The sequence below is a fragment of the Actinacidiphila cocklensis genome (assembly GCF_907177275.1).
Classification (GTDB): Bacteria; Actinomycetota; Actinomycetes; order Streptomycetales; family Streptomycetaceae; genus Actinacidiphila; species Actinacidiphila cocklensis.
The window spans coordinates 46,548-64,993 of record NZ_CAJSLV010000070.1 but is presented as its reverse complement, the minus strand read 5'-3'; the positions used below and the strand labels follow the sequence as shown (position 1 = coordinate 64,993).

General features: G+C 71.9%; 17 protein-coding genes. 6 read left to right on the top strand and 11 right to left on the bottom strand.

Going from position 1 to position 18,446, the window contains the following annotated elements; translation table 11 throughout:
* Nucleotide 1 precedes the first annotated feature (1 nt).
* Nucleotides 2-454 (bottom strand): iron chaperone, encoded by a 453-nt coding sequence (locus tag NFU81_RS25360; protein WP_251494015.1) that lies wholly within the window; start codon nt 452-454, stop codon nt 2-4.
* Nucleotides 455-1,108: 654 nt separating this feature from the next.
* Between NFU81_RS25360 and NFU81_RS25355 the strand changes: the two genes are divergently transcribed.
* Nucleotides 1,109-3,316, top strand: a complete 2,208-nt coding sequence (locus NFU81_RS25355) for an SGNH/GDSL hydrolase family protein (RefSeq protein WP_251494013.1) — start codon at nt 1,109-1,111, stop codon at nt 3,314-3,316.
* Between the two features lie 73 nt (nt 3,317-3,389).
* On the opposite strand, the gene NFU81_RS25350 is transcribed toward NFU81_RS25355, so the two are convergent.
* From NFU81_RS25350 to NFU81_RS25320, 7 genes are all read right to left on the bottom strand, one after another.
* Nucleotides 3,390-3,860: a lamin tail domain-containing protein gene (locus tag NFU81_RS25350; protein ID WP_308208322.1), complete on the bottom strand. Its 471-nt coding sequence runs from the start codon at nt 3,858-3,860 to the stop codon at nt 3,390-3,392.
* 251 nt (nt 3,861-4,111) lie between these two features.
* A complete protein-coding gene (locus NFU81_RS25345) occupies nt 4,112-4,456 on the bottom strand; it encodes a DUF2750 domain-containing protein (protein WP_251494011.1) in 345 nt (114 codons plus the stop codon).
* A gap of 217 nt (nt 4,457-4,673) precedes the next feature.
* A complete protein-coding gene (locus tag NFU81_RS25340; protein ID WP_251494008.1) occupies nt 4,674-5,006 on the bottom strand; it encodes a hypothetical protein in 333 nt (110 codons plus the stop codon).
* A gap of 113 nt (nt 5,007-5,119) precedes the next feature.
* On the bottom strand, nt 5,120-6,355 hold the full coding sequence (aroA, locus tag NFU81_RS25335) for a 3-phosphoshikimate 1-carboxyvinyltransferase (RefSeq protein WP_422665288.1): 1,236 nt from the start codon (nt 6,353-6,355) through the stop codon (nt 5,120-5,122).
* A gap of 91 nt (nt 6,356-6,446) precedes the next feature.
* Entirely contained in the window at nt 6,447-7,070 is a 624-nt protein-coding gene (locus tag NFU81_RS25330) for a bifunctional 4-hydroxy-2-oxoglutarate aldolase/2-dehydro-3-deoxy-phosphogluconate aldolase (protein ID WP_251494006.1), read from the bottom strand.
* Nucleotides 7,071-7,246: 176 nt separating this feature from the next.
* Complete coding sequence (locus tag NFU81_RS25325) at nt 7,247-8,074, bottom strand: AIM24 family protein (RefSeq protein ID WP_251494004.1); 828 nt, start codon at nt 8,072-8,074, stop codon at nt 7,247-7,249.
* A 64-nt stretch (nt 8,075-8,138) separates the two neighbouring features.
* Nucleotides 8,139-9,440, bottom strand: coding sequence for an ROK family transcriptional regulator (locus tag NFU81_RS25320; protein ID WP_251494002.1), 1,302 nt, complete (start codon nt 9,438-9,440; stop codon nt 8,139-8,141).
* Between the two features lie 147 nt (nt 9,441-9,587).
* Between NFU81_RS25320 and NFU81_RS25315 the strand changes: the two genes are divergently transcribed.
* The 4 genes from NFU81_RS25315 to NFU81_RS25300 are packed head-to-tail and all read left to right on the top strand — an operon-like array spanning nt 9,588 to nt 14,208.
* Nucleotides 9,588-10,949 (top strand): ABC transporter substrate-binding protein, encoded by a 1,362-nt coding sequence (locus NFU81_RS25315; RefSeq protein WP_251493999.1) that lies wholly within the window; start codon nt 9,588-9,590, stop codon nt 10,947-10,949.
* 16 nt (nt 10,950-10,965) lie between these two features.
* Complete coding sequence (locus tag NFU81_RS25310) at nt 10,966-11,970, top strand: carbohydrate ABC transporter permease (RefSeq protein WP_251493996.1); 1,005 nt, start codon at nt 10,966-10,968, stop codon at nt 11,968-11,970.
* A gap of 22 nt (nt 11,971-11,992) precedes the next feature.
* Nucleotides 11,993-12,832: a carbohydrate ABC transporter permease gene (locus NFU81_RS25305; protein WP_251494517.1), complete on the top strand. Its 840-nt coding sequence runs from the start codon at nt 11,993-11,995 to the stop codon at nt 12,830-12,832.
* 20 nt (nt 12,833-12,852) lie between these two features.
* Nucleotides 12,853-14,208, top strand: a complete 1,356-nt coding sequence (locus NFU81_RS25300; RefSeq protein WP_251493993.1) for a GH1 family beta-glucosidase — start codon at nt 12,853-12,855, stop codon at nt 14,206-14,208.
* A 99-nt stretch (nt 14,209-14,307) separates the two neighbouring features.
* Here the strand turns inward: NFU81_RS25300 and allB are convergent, their stop codons facing one another.
* The gene (allB, locus tag NFU81_RS25295; protein WP_422665287.1) at nt 14,308-15,663 is read right to left on the bottom strand and encodes an allantoinase AllB; all 1,356 of its coding nucleotides are present in this window, start codon (nt 15,661-15,663) and stop codon (nt 14,308-14,310) included.
* A gap of 162 nt (nt 15,664-15,825) precedes the next feature.
* Here allB and NFU81_RS25290 point away from each other — a divergent pair, with 162 nt between their 5' ends.
* Nucleotides 15,826-16,593 (top strand): IclR family transcriptional regulator, encoded by a 768-nt coding sequence (locus NFU81_RS25290; protein ID WP_251493990.1) that lies wholly within the window; start codon nt 15,826-15,828, stop codon nt 16,591-16,593.
* Here NFU81_RS25290 and NFU81_RS25285 read toward each other — a convergent pair.
* Both NFU81_RS25285 and NFU81_RS25280 read right to left on the bottom strand, forming a co-directional pair.
* Nucleotides 16,590-16,910: a DUF5955 family protein gene (locus NFU81_RS25285; protein WP_251493987.1), complete on the bottom strand. Its 321-nt coding sequence runs from the start codon at nt 16,908-16,910 to the stop codon at nt 16,590-16,592. The genes NFU81_RS25290 and NFU81_RS25285 overlap by 4 nt on opposite strands.
* Nucleotides 16,911-17,022: 112 nt before the next feature.
* Nucleotides 17,023-17,559, bottom strand: coding sequence for a hypothetical protein (locus NFU81_RS25280; protein WP_251493984.1), 537 nt, complete (start codon nt 17,557-17,559; stop codon nt 17,023-17,025).
* Between the last annotated feature and the right edge of the window lie 887 nt (nt 17,560-18,446).

The window sequence follows — 18,446 nt, the reverse complement described above, 5'->3', positions numbered from 1 at the left end:
TTCAAGCCACCGCCTGCTTCACCAGTGCCGCGATGCGCTGCTCCACCTCGGGCGTCACCTCGGTGAGGGCGAAGCCGGCCGGCCACATCGTGCCGTCGTCCAGGTTCGCCTGGTCGCTGAAGCCGAGGGTCGCGTAGCGCGCCTTGAACTTCTCCGCGCTCTGGAAGAAGCACACGACCTTGCCGTCGCGCGCGTACGCGGGCATCCCGTACCAGAGCTTCGGGGCGAGGGAGGGCGCGTTCGCGGTGATGACGGCGTGGACGCGCTCGGCCATGATCCGGTCGGAGTCCTGCATCTCGGCGATCTTCTCCACCACGTCGCGCTCGGCTTCCGCCGCCTTGTCGGCGCCCCGCGCGCTGCGGCGGGCCGCCGTCTTCAGCTCGGCCGCGTGCTCCTTCATCGCGGCCCGCTCCTCGGCCGAGAACCCCTCGTGCCCCGTGCTCTTGCTGCTCATAGTGGATCTCCCCCTGTGGATCATGCCGTCCGGATGCCTGGACCCTACCGCGGGCGTGGGTCCGGGCCGGTCAGCGCCAGTCGTAGGCTGTCACCAACGGGGTGAAGCGGCCGCTCGACTTGTGGACCCACAGCATCCGCATGCCGTGCAGGTGCACTGCTAGCGGTGCGTCCTCCTTCACTCGCAGGCGGCGTCGCGCTATCAGGCCGCCGTCGGCGGGATCGTGGACGTAAGCGGTCGCCTCCGGGAAACCCTGCCCCGCTGGAACCCGCCCTGTCAGCGATCATCGCCTGGTCGCACCGCTGGATCCCACTGCCGGACGACCCCGGCACCACCACCCACTCGGCGGACTGAGGCGGCGCGGCCGCGCCGTGGCCGATCCCGGCACGGCCGCGCCGGCAGGCGTCCCACCCCACGGACCACTCGGACCACTCGGACCACCACCGACAACACCTCAATCACCCCGCCCCAGCCCAAGGACCGGAAATAAACCCCCGCTCGTCGGCTCCCGACTCCTTGGCGGCACGCCCGCGTCCTGCTACTTTCGGGCCGTCAGACGCGTTGACAACGTTGCCATTCGATGAGGCGTGGCGGCCGACGGGCTTGCCGCACACCGAAAGAACCGGGAATGAGACGAGTTCGGAGGTAGTGTCCATGCGCAGATACGCAACGCTGTTCGTGCTGTTCGTGCTGGCCGCGGTTTTCCCGTTGTCCGCCGCGGCAGCGGCCCCAGTGACGGCACCCGCAACGGCATCCCCACCGGCAGAACCATCGGCGGCGGAACCGGAAACGGCGTCGGCCCCCGCAAGGGACGGCAGTTGGGTCGGGACATGGTCGGCCGCGGCCAACGGCGGGACGGGCGAGACCGGTTACGCCGGATACACGATCCGCAACCTCGTCCACACGAGCGTCAGCGGACAGCGCGTGCGGGTGAAGCTGTCCAACGCCTTCGGTACCAAGCCCGTCCTGTTCGCGCACACCACGGTGGGCCTGCAGCGGCTGCCGGGTAGCGCGGCGATAGCGCCCGGCACCCTGCGGGACGTGACCTTCGGCGGGAGCCGGGCCGTGACGATCGCGGCAGGCGAGGAGCGCTACAGCGACCCCGTGGCCCTGCCGATCGCCGACGCCGCCAACCTCTTCGTCACCACCTACACGCCCGACCCGTCCGGCCCGGTGACCTACCACTCCCTCGGGGCGACGACGTCCTACTTCGCCACCGACGGCACCGACCACGCGAGCGACACCGGTGCGGACGGCCTGCCGTCGACCACGCAGTCCTGGCACTACGTCACCGAGGTGGACGTGGAGCCGGTCCGGGCCGAGGCCGGCGCCGTGGTCACCCTCGGGGACTCCATCACGGACGGGTTCAACTCCACGACCGACGCCAACCGTCGCTGGCCGGACCGTCTGGCGGCGCGGTTGAGCGCGAGCCACGGCCCCGCCGCCGGGTTCGGCGTGCTCAACGCCGGAATCAGCGGCAACCGGATCCTGCTCGACGGGGCCGGCGTGGCCGCGACGACCCGGCTGGACCGCGACGTCCTGCAGCGGTCGGGTGCCCGCACACTGATCGTGCTGGAGGGGATCAACGACATCCAGCAGACGCCGCACCAGCTCGACCCGAACAAGATCATCGCGGGTCTGCAGGAGATCGCCGACCGGGCGCACACCGCCGGCCTGCGGGTACTGGGCGGCACCGTCACGCCCTTCGAGGGCTGGAACACCTACGACCCCGACGAGGAGGCCGCCCGCCAGGGCGTCAACGACTGGATCCGGTCCAGCGGCGCCTTCGACGCGGTGGTCGACTTCGACGCCGCCGTGCGCGACCCGGCCGACCCGCACCGCATGCTGCCCGAGTACGACAGCGGCGACCACCTGCACCCCGGCGACGTCGGCTACCAGGCCATGGCCGACGCGATCGACCTGAGCGCGCTCGGCCGTCCCGGCCTGGTGCGGCCGGCGCCGCAGGGTCCGCCGGCACGCTCGCTGTCGGTGGCCGCCGCGCCCGCCCGCACCGTCGTGATCGCCGGCCGCCCGGCCACCGTGTCCTTCACCTCGCGCGCGACCGTCCAGGGTCCGGGTACGGTCCGCGGGACGCTTTCCGTCGCCCTCGACGGCGCAAGCCGGCAGAGCTCGTTCGCCCTTCCCAGCCAGGGGCGCTTCGCGCAGCTCGACCTGCCGCAGGAAGTCCAGGTGCCGGCGACGACGGCGGCCGGCACGCACCGCGTCACCTTCACCGTCCGCACGACTACCGGCGGCACGGCCACCGCGGAGGCGACCCTCGATGTCGAGCGGGTGGGCTGCGAGCAGACCGACGACGCCTGCACGCTGGACCTCACCGCCGCGTACGACCACGACTCGATCGCGTCCGCCGCGCATCCCGGTGACGGCGACTTCGACGGGCTCGGGTGGAGCTACGCGGCCGAGACGCTGCCCGCGGCCGGTCCTGTTGTCCTGGCCGGGACGCCGTTCGCCTTCCCCTCCGGCACCGACGGGGCCGACAACACGGTCACGGCGCACGGCCAGACACTCCCCCTACCCGGCCTTCACGCCGGCGACCTGCGCCTGCTGTCCGCCGCGAGCGGCGGGGCGGTGGACGCCACCGCCACCGTCACCTACGCCGACGGCTCGACCGCGTCACTGCCCCTGCACGTCGGTGACTGGGCCACAGGCCCCCGGACCGGCGAGGACGTCGCCGTCGCGGCGCCGTACCGCTACCGCGCCGACGCGGGCCGCGACGGTCCGAGCGTCGACGTCTACGCCGACACGCTGGCGCTCGACCCGGCCCGGACGCCGCGCTCGATCACCCTGCCCGACCAGACGCGGCTCCAGTTGTTCGCCGTGACGCTCCACCAGGGCGGGTAGGAGGCGGTACACCGTCGGCGCCTCGTGGCCCGGCTCGCCGCTCTGAGCCGGCGAGCCCGGACACGAGAGCGTGTCAGCACATCTTGTAGCTGGCCTTGGTGCTGTTGTAGGAGCAGGTGCTCGCCCTGGCGCCGGTGGAGGTTCTGAGGGTGGCGGTGTCCTTGTCGTTGTTCCAGATGTAGTTGCCGCTGCCCCAGTACCGGTTGGCGGTGGTGTTGGTGCCCTTGCCGGTGTGGACGGTGACGGTCTTTCCGGCGCCGAGGGTGTAGGTGCTGAAGGCGTACTTGTGGGCGGAGGCGTCGGTGACGGTCCAGCCCCTGAGGGAGACGCTCCTCGTGGTGGTGTTCTTTATCTGTATGTATTCGGCGTCCAGGCTCGCACCCGAGCGGGTGTCGGTGCCGGGGCTGTTGTAGTAGATCCTGTACAGGTGGACCGAGCCGGTGGCGGCCTGCGCCGGGGCTGCGGCCAGAGCGAGGGCGGCAGCCCCGGATGCGGCGAGCACGGCAGCGGTACGGGTGTAGTACATGAGCGTCCCCTGGTTCACGACCGGGCCCCCTGCCCGGCAGATCGCCCACAGTAGGGACACACCACGCCAGCCCGGGACGTCGTTACCGAATCAGGACGATCGGGGAGCCACCATGCGCCGGCAGTACCCGTCCGGCTCGCCAACCCGGCCTCAGCAGGCACCGCTGGTTCTTGGAGCGCCCGTTCGCCCACCTGCACTGGTTCCGCCGGCTGCGGATGCGCCCTCAGCTGCCGGCGGCGGCTGCGCACTCCGGCGAGCGATGCCGTGGGTTAGTCAGGCGCCCCCAGCCGGTTGAGAACCTCAACGGAAGTGAAGCTCCAGCCGACCAGGCGCGGTCCGCTCCAGTTGATGCCGATCACGAGTCCATCCCGTGTGGCATCGTGCAGTACGCGCTCGCACCAGGTGTCCAAGGGCATGGATCCAACGCGTAGCCCATGCCCCCAGATCTTCGCTGCCCGTTCGGCGCGGGCCGAGGTCGACCAGAACGGAAGACTTCGCCTGCCGTCCTCGGAGAGGTGAGTCGGGCTCCCGCCGTCACCCCGGACGAGCCAGACCACTCGGCTCTGGCGAACATCTCGAAAGAAGGCTGCCGCTTGCGAACCGCTCTGACTCATGGCCACCGAGCCTACCGATCCCCGCCACCCACTTCGTTGGGGGTTCTTGGAGCAGACCGCCCAAGAAGAGGAGAATCTTGCGGGCCTGGGCCTGGTCGTCGGGGTCGCCGACCTCGGCCGCGAACTGGTGGGCGGCGCCCTTGTATGACGGCCGGCCGAGAGAGCGACCCGCCGGTCCCTGCCCCCGCCGGCCGCGTCCGGCCGGCGGGGACGCGTGTCAGGAGAAGACGACCGATCGCAGGACCAGCCGCGGCGAGGCCGGGTTGCCCTGCGGGCGCAGGCTGAAGTAGTCGCCGGTGCAGTCGGTTCCGGTGAAGACGGTCGCCGTCGACGCCGTCGCGTTCTGGGGCGCGAAGGCGGGCGGCACGCTCTCGTCGGCGACCTCGGGCAGCGTGACGCACTCGCCGCTGGCCGGGCTGTCCAGGACGCCGACCTGGCCGTCGCCGTAGGTGTAGTAGAACTGGCCGTCGGCCGCGTGGGCCGAGACCGGGAAGGACAGCGCGATGCCGACCGCGCAGGCTGCGGCGGCGAGAGTCGTACGGATACGCACGGGTGATCCCTTTCGTGGAGGGGAAGTCGAACAGGGACCACCGTAAAGTCGGACATACGCGGCGAAACGCTTCTTCGGGACACGGTCGTCCCGTCGGCGAGTCGCCGCGTCCTTCACACGCCCCAGCCGGCCCGCAGCTCCGCGAAGAACTCGTGGAAGCCCGGGAAGGTCTTCTTCACGCACTCCGGGTCGTCGAAGGTGGTGCCCGGCGTCCGCAGGCCCGCGACCGCGAAGCTCATCGCCATCCGGTGGTCGCCGCGGCAGGCGATCTCCACCGGGGCCGGGGTGCCGGGGTGGATCTCGATCCAGTCCCTGCCGGTCTCGACGGCGATGCCCTGCGCCCTGAGGTTCTCCGCGCAGGCGTCCAGCCGGTCGCACTCCTTGACCCGGGTGTTGTAGACGTCCTCGATCCGCACGGGGCCGTCTGCGAAGGGGGCGATCGCCGCGAGGGTGGGCATCGTGTCGGAGATGTCCCGCATGTTGACCGTCACGCCCGCGAGCCGGCCGGTGCCGGTCACCGTCGTGGCGTCCTCGCCGATCTCCACGTCCGCGCCCATCGCGCGCAGCACCTCGACGAACTGCAGGTCGCCCTGGAGCGCGCCCTTGCCGAGGCCCGGGACGGTCGCGGTCCTGCCCGCGAGGGCGGCGGCGGCGAAGACGTAACTGGCGGCAGAGGCGTCCGGCTCGACCGCGTAGTCCGCGGCCCGGTAGCCGCCGGGCGGCACGACGAAGGTGTCGCCCTCGCGGGTCACCTGCACGCCGAAGCTGCGCATCATCGCGAGGGTGATCTCGACGTACGGCACCGAGACGATGCCGGTCACCCTGATCCGCAGGCCCTCCGCGGTCAGCGGCCCGGTCATCAGCAGCGCGGTCAGGAACTGCGAGGACAGGCTCGCGTCGAGCACCACCTCGCCGCCCTTCATGCCGGCCGCCCGCACGGTGAGCGGGAGGTGGCCCTCGGCCTCGTCGTGCGTCAGGTCCACGCCGAGCGCGCGGAGCGCGTCGGTGAGCGGCGCGACGGGGCGGCGCCGCATCTGGGCCGAGGCGTCGAAGCGGTAGGTGCCGGACTCGGCGGCCGCCGCCAGGGCGGGCAGGAAGCGGGCCGCGGTACCGGCGTCGCGGCAGTCGACCTCGGCGGTGTCACGGGCGGGGCCTTGCGGGCGGCCGGTGATCCGCCACTCGTCCGCGGCGCGGTGCACGTCGTAGCCGAGTGCCGTCAGGCCCTGCGCGAAACCGTCGGTGTCGTCCGAGAGCAGCGGCCTGCGCAGGACGCTCTCCCCTTCGGCGGCCGCCGCGAGGAAGAGGGCGCGTGCCGTCACGGACTTCGAACCGGGTACGGCGACGATCACGGCTGCCTCCAGGCTGACGTGGGGGGATCCTCCCCCCGGCCGCGCAATTTTACGTGCCGCGGGCCGCCGCTCCGGCCGCGCCCCCCGCGCCCTACGTCGGGTCGGAGAGGCGGTCCAGGAGGTCGGTGAGGCGCTTGGTCACCGTGGGGCGGTCGCCGTCGGTGAGGGCGGAGCCCATGCCGACGGCCACCGCGCCGGAGGCGATCCACTCGGGGGCCTCGGCGACCGTGACGCCGCCGATCGGGATGATCGGCGCCTGCGGCAGTATCGTGCGCAGGTCCGCGACCCAGCGCGGGGTCATCGAGGACGCGGGGTAGAGCGTCAGCGCGTCCGCGCCCAGCTCCATCGCCCGCACCGCCTCGGTCGGGGTGGCCACCCCGGGGAAGACCGGCACCCCGTAGCGGTGGCCGGTGCGCAGCACCGCCTCGTCCAGGTTGGGCGCCAGCAGGAAGCGGGCGCCCGCGTCGATCGCCATCCGCGCGGACACCGCGTCGACCACCGTGCCGGCCCCGATCACCGCGTCGTCGCCGACCTCGCGGACCAGCGTGGTGACCGCTTCGAGCGCGAAGGGCGTGGTGAGCGATATCTCCAGGGTGGTGAGCCCGGCCGACAGCAGCGTGTCGGCGGTGGCCGCGGCCTGGTCGTAGGTACGGCTGCGGATCGTGGCGAAGACGCGCTGTGCGAGTGCGGCCCTGGTGGTCTCCCAGCGGTACACGGAGGAGCGGTCCTTCCTGACGGTGCTGCCGGATGGTACTGCCCGGATGGCGCGGTGGATGGGGACCGCGATCAGCACGCTACCGGCCGCGCGGGGGCTCACCGCCGGTCCATCGGACAGCTGTCACCGCACCGTGACATGAGAGGAGCATGAGAGGGAAGGGGCGGCCGCCAACCTCACCCGGCGTGCGTGGAGAACAGGCCACCGGTGGGACCCTGCTTGTCGCCGCCCTGCGCCTTCTTCAGCGCGTTGGCCAGGCCCTCGATCGTCATGGACTGCAGGATGACCCGGCCGTTGCCCTCCAGGGTGGCGAGCGAGAGGCCCTCGCCGCCGAAGACCGCGTTCATGATGCCCTGGCGGTTGAGGCCGCCGATGCGCTGGACGCCGTACTGGATGCCCTCCTCGAAGGCGACGATGCAGCCGGTGTCGACCTCGATGCGGCCGCCGAAGTCGGCGGGGTTGAGGTCGATGAAGTTGCCGGCGCCGGCGATGATCACGGTGCCGTGGCCGGTGAACTTCTCCAGGATGAAGCCCTCGCCGCCGCTCATGCCCTGCCGGCCGCCGGCGAAGGCGATACCGAACTGCACGGTCTCCTCCGCGGCCACGAAGGCGTCCTTCTCGGCGAACCAGGCCCGCGACCCGGTCAGCTCCAGGGCGCGCATCTCGCCGGGCAGCACCCCGGCGAAGCCGACGGTGCCCTCGCCGCCGGACGCGGTGAAGTACTGGAACGCCAGCGACTCGCCGGCCAGCGCCCGCTGGCCGACCTGCATCGCGGTGCCCATGGCCTGCCGCAGCAGCCCGCCCATCCCGCCGCCGCCCTGCTGGCCGACACCGGGGGCGCCGCCCGCGCCCCGGGTGCCGGGGCCGCCGAGGCGGGTCTCCATCGACACGTTGGTCGTCTTGAACAGGAACTTCCCGGCCTCGCAGTAGACCGTCTGGCCCGGGTTCAGGGTGCAGACGGCCATCTGCATGGCATTGCCGACGATCTCCTGCTGCAGGGTCACAGCGGTACTCCTTGGGACGTGGGGGGCCGAATGGGGCGATACCGGCGCTCTTCGCGCCGTCCGGTCAACGTACCGCCCTGGCGATTCGGTTCCGCAGGGCCCCGGGGTCGCCCTGCCGCTCGGGCTCGGCCTGGGCCGGCAGGCCGACCGGGCGCTCGCCGCCGGTGTCGAGGAAGCGGGCCAGCGGCAGGGTGGCCGCCCCGACGGTGACCGCGTCCGGGCCGAGCCGGCCCAGCTCGATGGAGGTCTGGGCGCAGGGGTGGTGCAGGGCGTAGGCGGCGGCGACCTCGCGGACGGTGGGCAGCACCCGGGGGCCGAGCATGAGCCCGGCCCAGCCGCCGATCACGATGCGGTGCGGGTTGAAGAGGTTGATCAGGTCGGCGATGCCCGCGCCCAGGTATTCGGCGGCCTCGGCGAGCAGCGCGTCGGCCTCGGGGTCGTGGTCGGCGGCGGCGAGCAGCTCGGCCAGCGCGGTCTCCTCGCTGACCCCTTCGGGCGTGCCGGGCCAGCGGCCGAGCAGCGCCTCGGCTCCGACGTAGGCCTCCAGGCAGCCGCGGGAGCCGCAGCGGCAGGTGCGGCCGCCGACCCGCAGGGTGGTGTGGCCCCACTCCCCCGCGCTGCTGCTGGCGCCGTGGTAGGGCTTGCCGTTGGTGACGACGCAGGCGCCGACGCCGGAGCCGATCAGCGCGATCACCACGTTGCCCGAGCCGCGCCCCGCGCCGAACCACATCTCGGCCTGGCCCAGGGTCTTGGCGCCGTTGTCGATGAACAGCGGGAGCGCGGTGCCGGCCCGCAGCAGCCGGCCGAGCGGTACGGCGTCCCAGCCGATGGTCTGGCCGTGCACCACGATGCCCTCGCCGTCACCGGGGACGGCATCCGGCCCGTCGGCCTGGGCGACGATGCCGGGGACGCCGATGCCGACGCCGAGCACCTCGCGATCGTCGATGCCGGCCTCGCGGACCACCGTCTCGATGCCCTCAAGCGCGAGGCGCACGACGTGGTCGACGTCGTGGCCGCTGTCGGACAACGGCAGGTCGGCTGCGGCCCGTTCGGTCAGCGCGAGGTCGAAGAGCTCGACCCTGACCCTGGTCTCGCCGACGTCCACGCCGACCACGTAGCCGTACCCGGGGGCGACCTGGAGCAGGATCCTGGGGCGGCCGCCGTCCGACTCGACGGCTCCCGCCTCCTCGACCATGCCGTCCGCGATCAACTCTCCAACGACGTTGCTGATCGACCCTGCGCTCAGACCCGTGTCCCGGCCCAGCTCCTGGCGGCTCAGGGGACCTTCGAAATACAAATGACGCAGAAGCGATGCGCGGTTGCCGCGCCGCAGGTCACGTACGGTGCGCTTGCCTCGCTCAGCCATCTCGTCTCCCTCCCGGGGGGTCCGGCGTGAATCTATCGCTGCACAAGGTCTTGACGCCACCTTTTCTCACAAGTTAAATCACGCCCTGAATTAAGACACAGGCGCTGTTCACTTCCTGAAGCGATCCCACCTGAGAGGGAACCCGTCATGCGCTCATCCAGCACCTCCAGCAGACTCCTCGCGGCCACCGCCCTCGTGGCCGCGCTGGGTCTCACCCTCGCCGCGTGCGGCGGCGGCTCCGACGACGACAGCAGCGGCAGCTCCGGCAGCGGCAAGACCGCCGACGCCAACAGCCTCAAGGGCCAGACGATCACGTACTGGGCCAGCAACCAGGGCACCAGCCTGGACGCCGACAAGAAGACCCTGACCACCGAGCTGGACAAGTTCGAGGCGTCCACCGGCATCAAGGTCAAGCTGGAGGTCATCGGCTGGGCCGACCTGCTCAACCGCATCCTGGCGGCCGCCACCTCCGGCCAGGGCCCCGACGTGCTGAACATCGGCAACACCTGGTCGGCCTCGCTGCAGGCGACCGGCGCGCTCATGCCGTGGGACGACGCCGCCTTCCAGACCATCGGCGGCAAGGACCGGTTCGCCCCGGCCGCGATCGCCTCCGCCGGTGCCGCGGGCCAGGACCCGGCCGCCGTGCCGCTGTACTCGATGGCGTACGGCCTGTACTACAACAAGAAGATGTTCGCCGACGCCGGCATCGCCAACCCCCCCGCCACGTGGGACGAGTTGGTCGCCGACGGCAAGAAGCTCACCACGGGCGGCCACTACGGCATCGCCGTCGAGGGCGCCAACGGCGCGGAGAACATCCACCACATCTTCGTGCTGGCCAAGCAGCGCGGCGCCTCCTGGTTCGATGACAAGGGTGCCCCGACCTTCACCGGCCCGCAGCAGGTCGCCGCGGTCAAGCAGTACGTCGACATGATCGCCGCGAACAAGATCGCCGCGAAGGGCAACGCCGAGTACGTCCAGAACCAGACCATCACCGACTTCGCCACCGGCAAGGCCGCGATGATGATGTGGCAGACCGCGTCGGCGTCGATCGCCTCGCACGGCATGAAGCCCGACCAGTACGGCGTGGTGCCGGTGCCGGTGCAGACCGCGGGCGCCACCGGTGACGCCGGTGTGACCTCGATGGTCGCCGGTATCAACATGGCGATCTTCAAGGACACCAAGCACAAGGACGCCGCCGAGGCGTTCGTGAAGTTCATGACCAGCACCGACGAGCAGAAGGTGCTCAACGGCAAGTACGGCTCGATCCCGCCGGTCACCGAGGCGCAGAGCGACCCGGCCTTCCAGACCCCGGACCTGAAGGTGCTGGCCGAGGTGCTGGCCAAGTCGGCCGCCCCGCTGCCGCAGGTCGCCAACGAGAGCCAGTTCGAGAACCTGGTCGGTCCCGCCGTCAAGAGCCTGTTCGCCGACGCCGCAGCCGGCAAGGCCGTGACGGACGACTCCGTCAAGGCCGCGCTGACCAAGGCGCAGCAGCAGATGCCCGCGTCCTAAGGATCGGCTTTCCTCCATGACTGCCACCGCCCCCCCGAGGCGCACGCCCGAAGCCGGCCCCAGCAGCGGCAAGTCCGCTGCCGGGGGCCGGCTCCGGCCGCGTATCGTCGAACGGCTCCGCCAAGGCGGACTGCCCTACCTGCTCCTGCTGCCCGCCATTCTCGCCGAACTGCTGATCCACATCGTGCCGATGTTCTTCGGCATCCTGATCAGCTTCAAGAACCTGACGCTGTTCTACATCCACCACTGGAACAGCGCCCCCTGGGCGGGCTTCGACAACTACAAAGCCGCGGTAAAGATCCACCAGCCGATCGGTGAGGCACTGCTGCACTCGTTCTGGGTGACGCTGTGCTACACCCTGCTGTCGGTCGCTCTGTCCTGGCTGCTCGGCACCGCCGCGGCCATCCTCCTCCAGGACAAGTTCCGCGGCCGCGGCCTGATCCGCACCCTCTTCCTGGTGCCGTACGCGCTGCCCGCGTACGCGGCGCTGATCACCTGGACCTTCATGTTCCAGCAGGACACCGGTCTGGTGAACCACGTCCTGCACGACCAGTTGCACCTGACGTCGAGCAAGTCGTTCTGGCTGATCGGCGACAACAGCTTCTGGGCGATGGTCATCGTGTCGGTCTGGAAGTCCTGGCCGTTCGCCTTCCTGGCGCTGATGGCCGGTCTGCAGAACATCCCGCGCGAACTGTACGAGGCCGCCGCGATGGACGGCGCCGGCGTCTGGCAGCAGATCAGGAAGATCACCATGCCGTCGCTGCGGCCGGTGAACCAGGTGATCGTCCTGGTGCTCTTCCTGTGGACGTTCAACGACTTCAACACGCCGTTCGTGATGTTCGGTCAGAACCCGCCGCACCAGGCGGACCTGATCTCGATCCACATCTACCAGTCCTCGTTCATCAACTGGAACTTCGGCTCCGGCTCGGCGATGTCGGTCCTGCTGCTGCTCTTCCTGCTCGTGGTGACGGCCGTGTACCTGCTGGTCACGTCCAGGGGAAGGAGCGAGAACGATGTCTAGGTTCACCGACCAGCCGTCCCCGATGGCGCAGCCGAAGTCCTTCCTGTGGACCCGGCGGGTCGTCCTGACACTGCTGCTGGCCTTCGTGCTGGTCCCCGTGTACGTGATGCTCAGCTCGTCCCTGAAGAGCCTTCAGGACGTCCAGGGCTCGTTCAAGTGGATACCGCACAGCCTGACGTTCAAGCCGTACATCGACATCTGGAAGACGATCCCGCTCGCGCACTACTTCGTGAACTCGGTGATCGTCTGCATCAGCGCCACGGCCTTCTCCGTGATACTGGCGATCTTCGCCGCCTACACGGTGAGCCGCTACCGGTTCCTGGGCCGCAAGGTCTTCACCGTGACGGTGCTGTCCACCCAGATGTTCCCCGGCATCCTGTTCCTGCTGCCGCTGTACCTGATCTTCGTCAACATCGGCAACAGCACGGGCCTCACGCTCAACGGCAGCCGGCTCGGCCTGATCATCACCTACCTCACCTTCTCGCTGCCCTTCTCCATCTGGATGCTGGCGGGCTACTTCGACTCGATCCCGCGGGATCTCGACGAGGCCGCGAAGGTGGACGGCTGCGGCCCGCTGGGCGCGCTGTTCAGGGTCGTCGTGCCGGCCGCGGTTCCGGGCATCGTCGCCGTGAGCGTCTACGCGTTCATGACGGCCTGGGGCGAGGTGCTGTTCGCGTCGGTCATGACCAACGAGTCCACCAGGACGCTGGCGGTCGGCCTGCGCGAGTACGCCACCCAGAACGACGTGTACTGGAACCAGGTCATGGCGGCCTCCATCGTCGTGAGCCTGCCCGTCGTCGCCGGATTCCTGCTCCTGCAGCGTTACCTCGTCGCCGGGCTGACCGCCGGCGCCGTCAAGTAACCCCTCCCGAAAGGCAGCTTGTGAACGACCTCAGCGCTCTTCCCGCCGATTTCGTCTGGGGAGCGGCCACCGCCGCGTACCAGATCGAGGGCGCGGTGGACGAGGACGGCCGGGCCCCGTCCATCTGGGACACCTTCTCCCATACCCCCGGCAAGATCGACGGCGACGACACCGGCGACGTCGCCTGCGACCACTACCACCGCACGGCCGAGGACCTGGGTCTGATGAAGACCCTCGACCTCGACTCCTACCGCTTCTCCATCGCCTGGCCGCGGGTCATGCCGCAGGGCGGCGGGGCGGTCAACGCGGCCGGTCTGGCCTTCTACGACCGGCTGGTCGACTCGTTGCTCGAAGCGGGCATCACGCCCAACGCCACCCTCTACCACTGGGACCTCCCGCAGGCCCAGCAGGACCGGGGCGGCTGGCCCGAGCGCGAGACGGCGGAACGTTTCGGCGACTACGCGGCCGTGGTCGCGGAGGCGCTCGGTGACCGCGTCAAGGACTGGGCGACGCTCAACGAGCCGCTGTGCTCGGCCTGGATCGGCCACCTGGAGGGCACCATGGCCCCCGGCTGGACGGACCTGACCGCGGCGGTGCGCGCGTCGTACCACCTGCACGTCGGACACGGCCTGGCCGTGCAGGCGCTGCGGGCCGCACACTCCGACCTGCGGGTCGGCATCGTGAACAACCTCAGCCCGTGCGAGCCGGCCACCGACCGCGACGCCGACGTCGCGGCCGCACGCCGGGCCGACGGCCACACCAACCGCTGGTGGCTCGACCCGATCCACGGCCGCGGCTACCCGCAGGACATGGTCGACCTCTACGGTGTGGACCTGCCGATCAAGGACGGCGACCTGGAGTCGATCGCCGCGCCGCTGGACTGGCTGGGCCTGAACTACTACTTCCGCAACGTCATCACCGACGACCCGACCGGGCCTGCCCCGCACGCCAAGTCGGTCTACCTGCCGGGTGTGCGGCGGACGGCGATGGACTGGGAGGTCAACGCGGACGGCCTGGAGCAGCTGCTGGTCCGGCTGTCCGAGGAGTACGGCGCGAGCAAGATCTTCGTCACGGAGAACGGCTCCGCCTACCGCGACACCGTGGGCGCCGACGGCCAGATCGACGACCCCGAGCGGGTCGCCTACCTGGACGAGCACCTGGCGGCCTGCGCCCGCGCGGTCCGCCGCGGGGTCCCGCTCGCCGGGTACTACGCCTGGTCGCTGCTGGACAACTTCGAGTGGGCGTACGGCTACGACAAGCGCTTCGGCCTTGTCCACGTCGACTACACCACGCAGAAGCGCACCATCAAGGGCAGCGGCCGGCGCTACGCCGAGATCATCGCCGCCCACCGCCGCAAGGCCCGCCGCGCGGCCTGACGGCTGCTCCTTGCGGGCGTACGAGGGGTGACGCCACCGGTCCGCCGGTGCGTCACCCCTCGCGCGTGCCGGGGTGTCGCGGCTACCGGGGCTCTTTGACTACGGCCGCCGCGCGGTCAGCAGCCGGCCGGTGGGCGGCCCGGTGACGCCGCCGTCGGCCGCGATCGGCCGTCCGCGCAGCCAGGTGCCGCGGACCACGCCGTGCAGGGTGCGGCCGGCGTAGGCGGTGATGGGGTTGCGGTGCCGCAGCAGTGCCGGGTCGACGGTGAAGGCCGCGTCCGGGTCGAGCACCGCGAAGTCGGCGTCGTATCCCGCGGCGATGGCGCCCTTGGCCGGCAGGCCGGCAAGCGCCGCGGGCCCCGCGGACATCCAGCGGGCCACGTCGGCGAGGGTGTGGCCGCGGCGGCGGGCCTCGGTCCACACCGCGGGCAGGCCCAGTTGCAGCGAGGAGATGCCGCCCCAGGCGGCGGCGAAGTCCCCGGTGTCCTTCGCCTTGAGGTCGATCGTGGAGGGCGAGTGGTCCGAGACCACGCAGTCGATGGTGCCGTCGGCGAGCGCCTGCCACAGCGCGTCCTGGTTGGCGGCCTCCCTGATCGGCGGGCAGCACTTGAACTCCGTTGCCCCGTCCGGGACTTCCTCCGCGGTCAGGGTGAGGAAGTGCGGGCAGGTCTCCACCGTCAGCCGGACGCCCTCGCTTTTCGCCGCGGCGATCAGCGGCAGCGCGGAGGCGGAGGACAGGTGCAGGATGTGGATGCGGGCGCCGAGCCTGCGCGCCAGTTCGATCAGCCCCGCGATCGCCCGGTCCTCGGCGGCCGGCGGCCGGGAGGCCAGGAAGTCGGCGTAGCGGCGCCCGGACCGCTGCGGGGCGCCGCCGATCGTGCCGGGGTCCTCGGCGTGCACGATCAACATGCCGCCGAAACCGGTGAGTTCGGTCAGCGCGGCCTCGACCTCCGGCGGGGCCAGCTGCGGGAACTCGTCGACGCCGGACGGCAGCAGGAAGCACTTGAAGCCGAACACGCCCGCGTCGTGCAGCGGGCGCAGATCGGCGAGGTTGCCGGGCACCGCGCCGCCCCAGAAGCCGACGTCGGTGTGCACCCGGCCGCGGGCGGTGTCGCGTTTGACGTCCAGGTGGGCGGTGGTCGTGGTGGGCGGGATGCTGTTCAGCGGCATGTCCACGACGGTGGTGATCCCGCCGGCCGCGGCGGCCGCGGTGGCGGTCGCGAAGCCCTCCCACTCCGTGCGGCCGGGGTCGTTGATGTGGACGTGGCTGTCCACCAGGCCCGGCAGCAGCACGTCGTCGCCCAGGTCGACGACCTGCACGCCGGACGGCACCGGCGCGTCGTGGGCGCGGACCGCGGTGATGGCGCCGGCGCGGACCTCGACGTCGGCCGGGCGCTCACCGTCCGGGGTCACGACGCGGGTCGAGCGCAGCACCAAGTCGTCCACGGCGTCCAACGGGTGACCTCCTGGGTGTGCCCGGCACCTGACTGCCCGGCGGGAGAATTCAACGTTCTGTTGACGGACATGGTGGATACCCTTCGCCCGGGCGTCAAGAGCGGTAGGATTCCGCACAGCGAAAGTGACCTTCCGCGAGGATCGGACCAGAGGGGATCGCACGTGTCTGCTGACCGCGCCGGGGGCGTCCAGTCCCTCGAACGGGCCTTCGACCTGCTGGAGCGGATGGCCGACGCGGGCGGCGAGGTGGGTCTGAGCGAGCTGTCGGCGAGCAGCGGGCTGCCGCTGCCGACCATCCACCGCCTGATGCGGACGCTGCTGGCCAGCGGATACGTACGCCAGCAGGCCAACCGGCGCTACGCGCTCGGGCCGCGGCTCATCCGGCTCGGCGAGACCGCGTCCCGGCTGCTCGGCACGTGGGCGCGGCCGTACCTGGCGGAACTGGTCGAAGCCACCGGCGAGACGGCGAACATGGCGCTGCTGGACGGTGACGAGGTCGTCTACGTGGCGCAGGTGCCCTCGCGGCACTCGATGCGGATGTTCACCGAGGTCGGGCGGCGGGTGCTGCCGCACTCCACCGGGGTCGGCAAGGCGCTGCTGGCGCAGGTGCCGCCCGCCGAGGTGCGCGCACTGCTGGCCCGCACGGGCATGCCCGCGGCGACCGAGCGCACCATCACCGAGCCGGACGCCTTCCTCACCGAGCTGGACCGCATCCGGGCCGACGGTTACGCCGTCGACGACGGCGAGCAGGAGGCCGGTGTGCGGTGCCTGGCGGTGACCGTGCCGGGGTCCCCGACGGCCGCGGCGATCTCCATCTCGGGACCCGCGGGCCGGGTCACGGACGCCGCCACCGAGAAGATCGTGCCCGTACTGCACGGGGTGGCAAGGGAGTTGGCGCAGGCGCTGAGCAGTGCGGCGGCTGTTTCCTAGGACGCGAGCTGCTGCTCGACGGCATCGCGCAGGGCGGCCAGCGGTGCCCGCAGCGCGCTGACCGAGCCGAGCGCTGCCGCGACCAGCAGCAGGGAGTGCCGCAGCTGTTCCGGCGCCGGGGTGCCGGCGGCCTGCCGTGCCAGGTCGGCCAGTTCGACCTCGGCGACGGCGCGATCGGGTAAGGCCGGGCGGTACGCCGCCAGTTCCCCTTCCAGGCGGGCCACCGCGGCACGTAACGCCCCGCCGCTCCCTGCCCCCACCCGTACTCCCGATGCGCTGCGGTCCGCGCCGACCACATGCGTTTCCCCCACCACCATGTGCCCCTGCCTCACACGTACTCAGGCCCCGGCGCCTCCGAGTCATGGGGTCCGGGGTCGATCAGTAAACGCGAATGGGCCCTTTCGCGCCACATGGTCGGCGAAATCTGCGTCAAAGTTGCTGCGCGGGCCACACGGTGAGGTCGAGGGTGGCGTGGGCGGTGGGGCCGGCGGTTCCGGAGAACTGACGGAACGTCACCAGTGCGGTGGTGCCGTCCGCGCCCATCACGCAGAAGCGGGCGCCGGGGGTGAGCTGCTGCCGGCTGACGGAGGGCACCAGGTCGACCTGGTCGCGGCAGCCGTCGAGGGTGCCGGGGGCTTCGGTGGCGAGGAGGACGAGGGCGCCGCGGGCGCCGTCGGAGACGAAGGACTCGCCGTCCGGGCTGTAACCGAACGTGCCGTTCTCGGCGCCGGGCCGGGCCTGCGGCGGATCGGTCTCCAGTACGAGCCCGCTCCCCGCGTCGAGCCCGACCCCGCGGTACTCCCGGGCCGCGCCTGCCGCCGCACTCGGGCTGGCGCTCGGGCTCGGGCTCGCGGCCGCCCCCGCGTCGGGCCGTGCGGCCACGCTGTCCCCGCGCCCGAACCCGCCGCCGAACGCGATGGCCCCCACGACGACGGCCCCGGCGGCAACCCACCCCCCGAGCACCACTTTCCCCCGCCCCCGCCGCACCGCCTGCCCGCCCGGGTACGCCCCGGGCGGCACCATTACCCGCGCGACGGGGACAACGGGCACCCCGGCGGCCGATGTCGCTCCCGGCGGCGCGACGGGCGGAGCCGGTACGCCACCCGGCGGGGTCGCCCCCGCAGCCGGCTGCACGCCAAACGCCGGAGGCGCCACCGGCGCAGCCGGTACGCCACCCGCAGGCACACCGGCACGCGGCACCACCGCAGGCGCCACCGGCGCAGCCGGGTGCGGGGCCGGCACGCCGCCCGGCGGAGTCGCCGCCGCAGGCGACTGCACGCCGGCCGCCGAAGGTGACGGCGACGCAGCCGGCGTCACGCCCGCCGCCGGAGGCACGCGCACGCCACCCGGCGGAGTCGCCGCCGCAGGCGACTGCACGCCAGCTGCCAAAGGCGGCACCGGCGTAGCCGCGTGCGCAACCGACACCCCGCCCGCCGGGGTCCCACCCGCGGGCACACCAGCACTCGGCACCACCTGAGGCACCACCGGCGCAGCCGGGTGCGAAACCGGCACGCCGCCCGGAGGCAACTGCACCCCGCCCGGCGGGGTCGCCGCCGCAGGCACCACTGGCGCAGCCGGGTGCAGGGCCGGCACCCCGCCCACCGCCGGAGGCACGTGCACGCCACCCGGCGGAGTCGCACCGCCCGGCGCCGCAGGCGACGACACCCCGCCCGGCGGGGTCCCACCCGCAGCCGGCTGCACGCCACTTGCCGGAGCCACCACCGGCGCAGCCGGCATCCCGCCCACCGCCGGGGGCACGTGCACGCCACCCGGCGGAGTCGCACCGCCCGGCGCCGCAGGCGACGACACCCCGCCCGGCGGGGTCCCACCCGCAGCCGGCTGCACGCCACTTG

Excerpts from the sequence above, each read along its gene's own strand:
- NFU81_RS25305 (WP_251494517.1), top strand. The coding sequence starts at position 11,993 with ATGGCGCAGCCGAAGTCCTTCCTGTGGACCCGGCGGGTCGTCCTGACA.
- NFU81_RS25285 (WP_251493987.1), bottom strand. The coding sequence starts at position 16,910 with ATGGTGGTGGGGGAAACGCATGTGGTCGGCGCGGACCGCAGCGCATCG.
- NFU81_RS25355 (WP_251494013.1), top strand. The coding sequence starts at position 1,109 with ATGCGCAGATACGCAACGCTGTTCGTGCTGTTCGTGCTGGCCGCGGTT.
- NFU81_RS25360 (WP_251494015.1), bottom strand. The coding sequence starts at position 454 with ATGAGCAGCAAGAGCACGGGGCACGAGGGGTTCTCGGCCGAGGAGCGG.
- NFU81_RS25320 (WP_251494002.1), bottom strand. The coding sequence starts at position 9,440 with ATGGCTGAGCGAGGCAAGCGCACCGTACGTGACCTGCGGCGCGGCAAC.
- NFU81_RS25315 (WP_251493999.1), top strand. The coding sequence starts at position 9,588 with ATGCGCTCATCCAGCACCTCCAGCAGACTCCTCGCGGCCACCGCCCTC.
- NFU81_RS25310 (WP_251493996.1), top strand. The coding sequence starts at position 10,966 with ATGACTGCCACCGCCCCCCCGAGGCGCACGCCCGAAGCCGGCCCCAGC.
- NFU81_RS25345 (WP_251494011.1), bottom strand. The coding sequence starts at position 4,456 with ATGAGTCAGAGCGGTTCGCAAGCGGCAGCCTTCTTTCGAGATGTTCGC.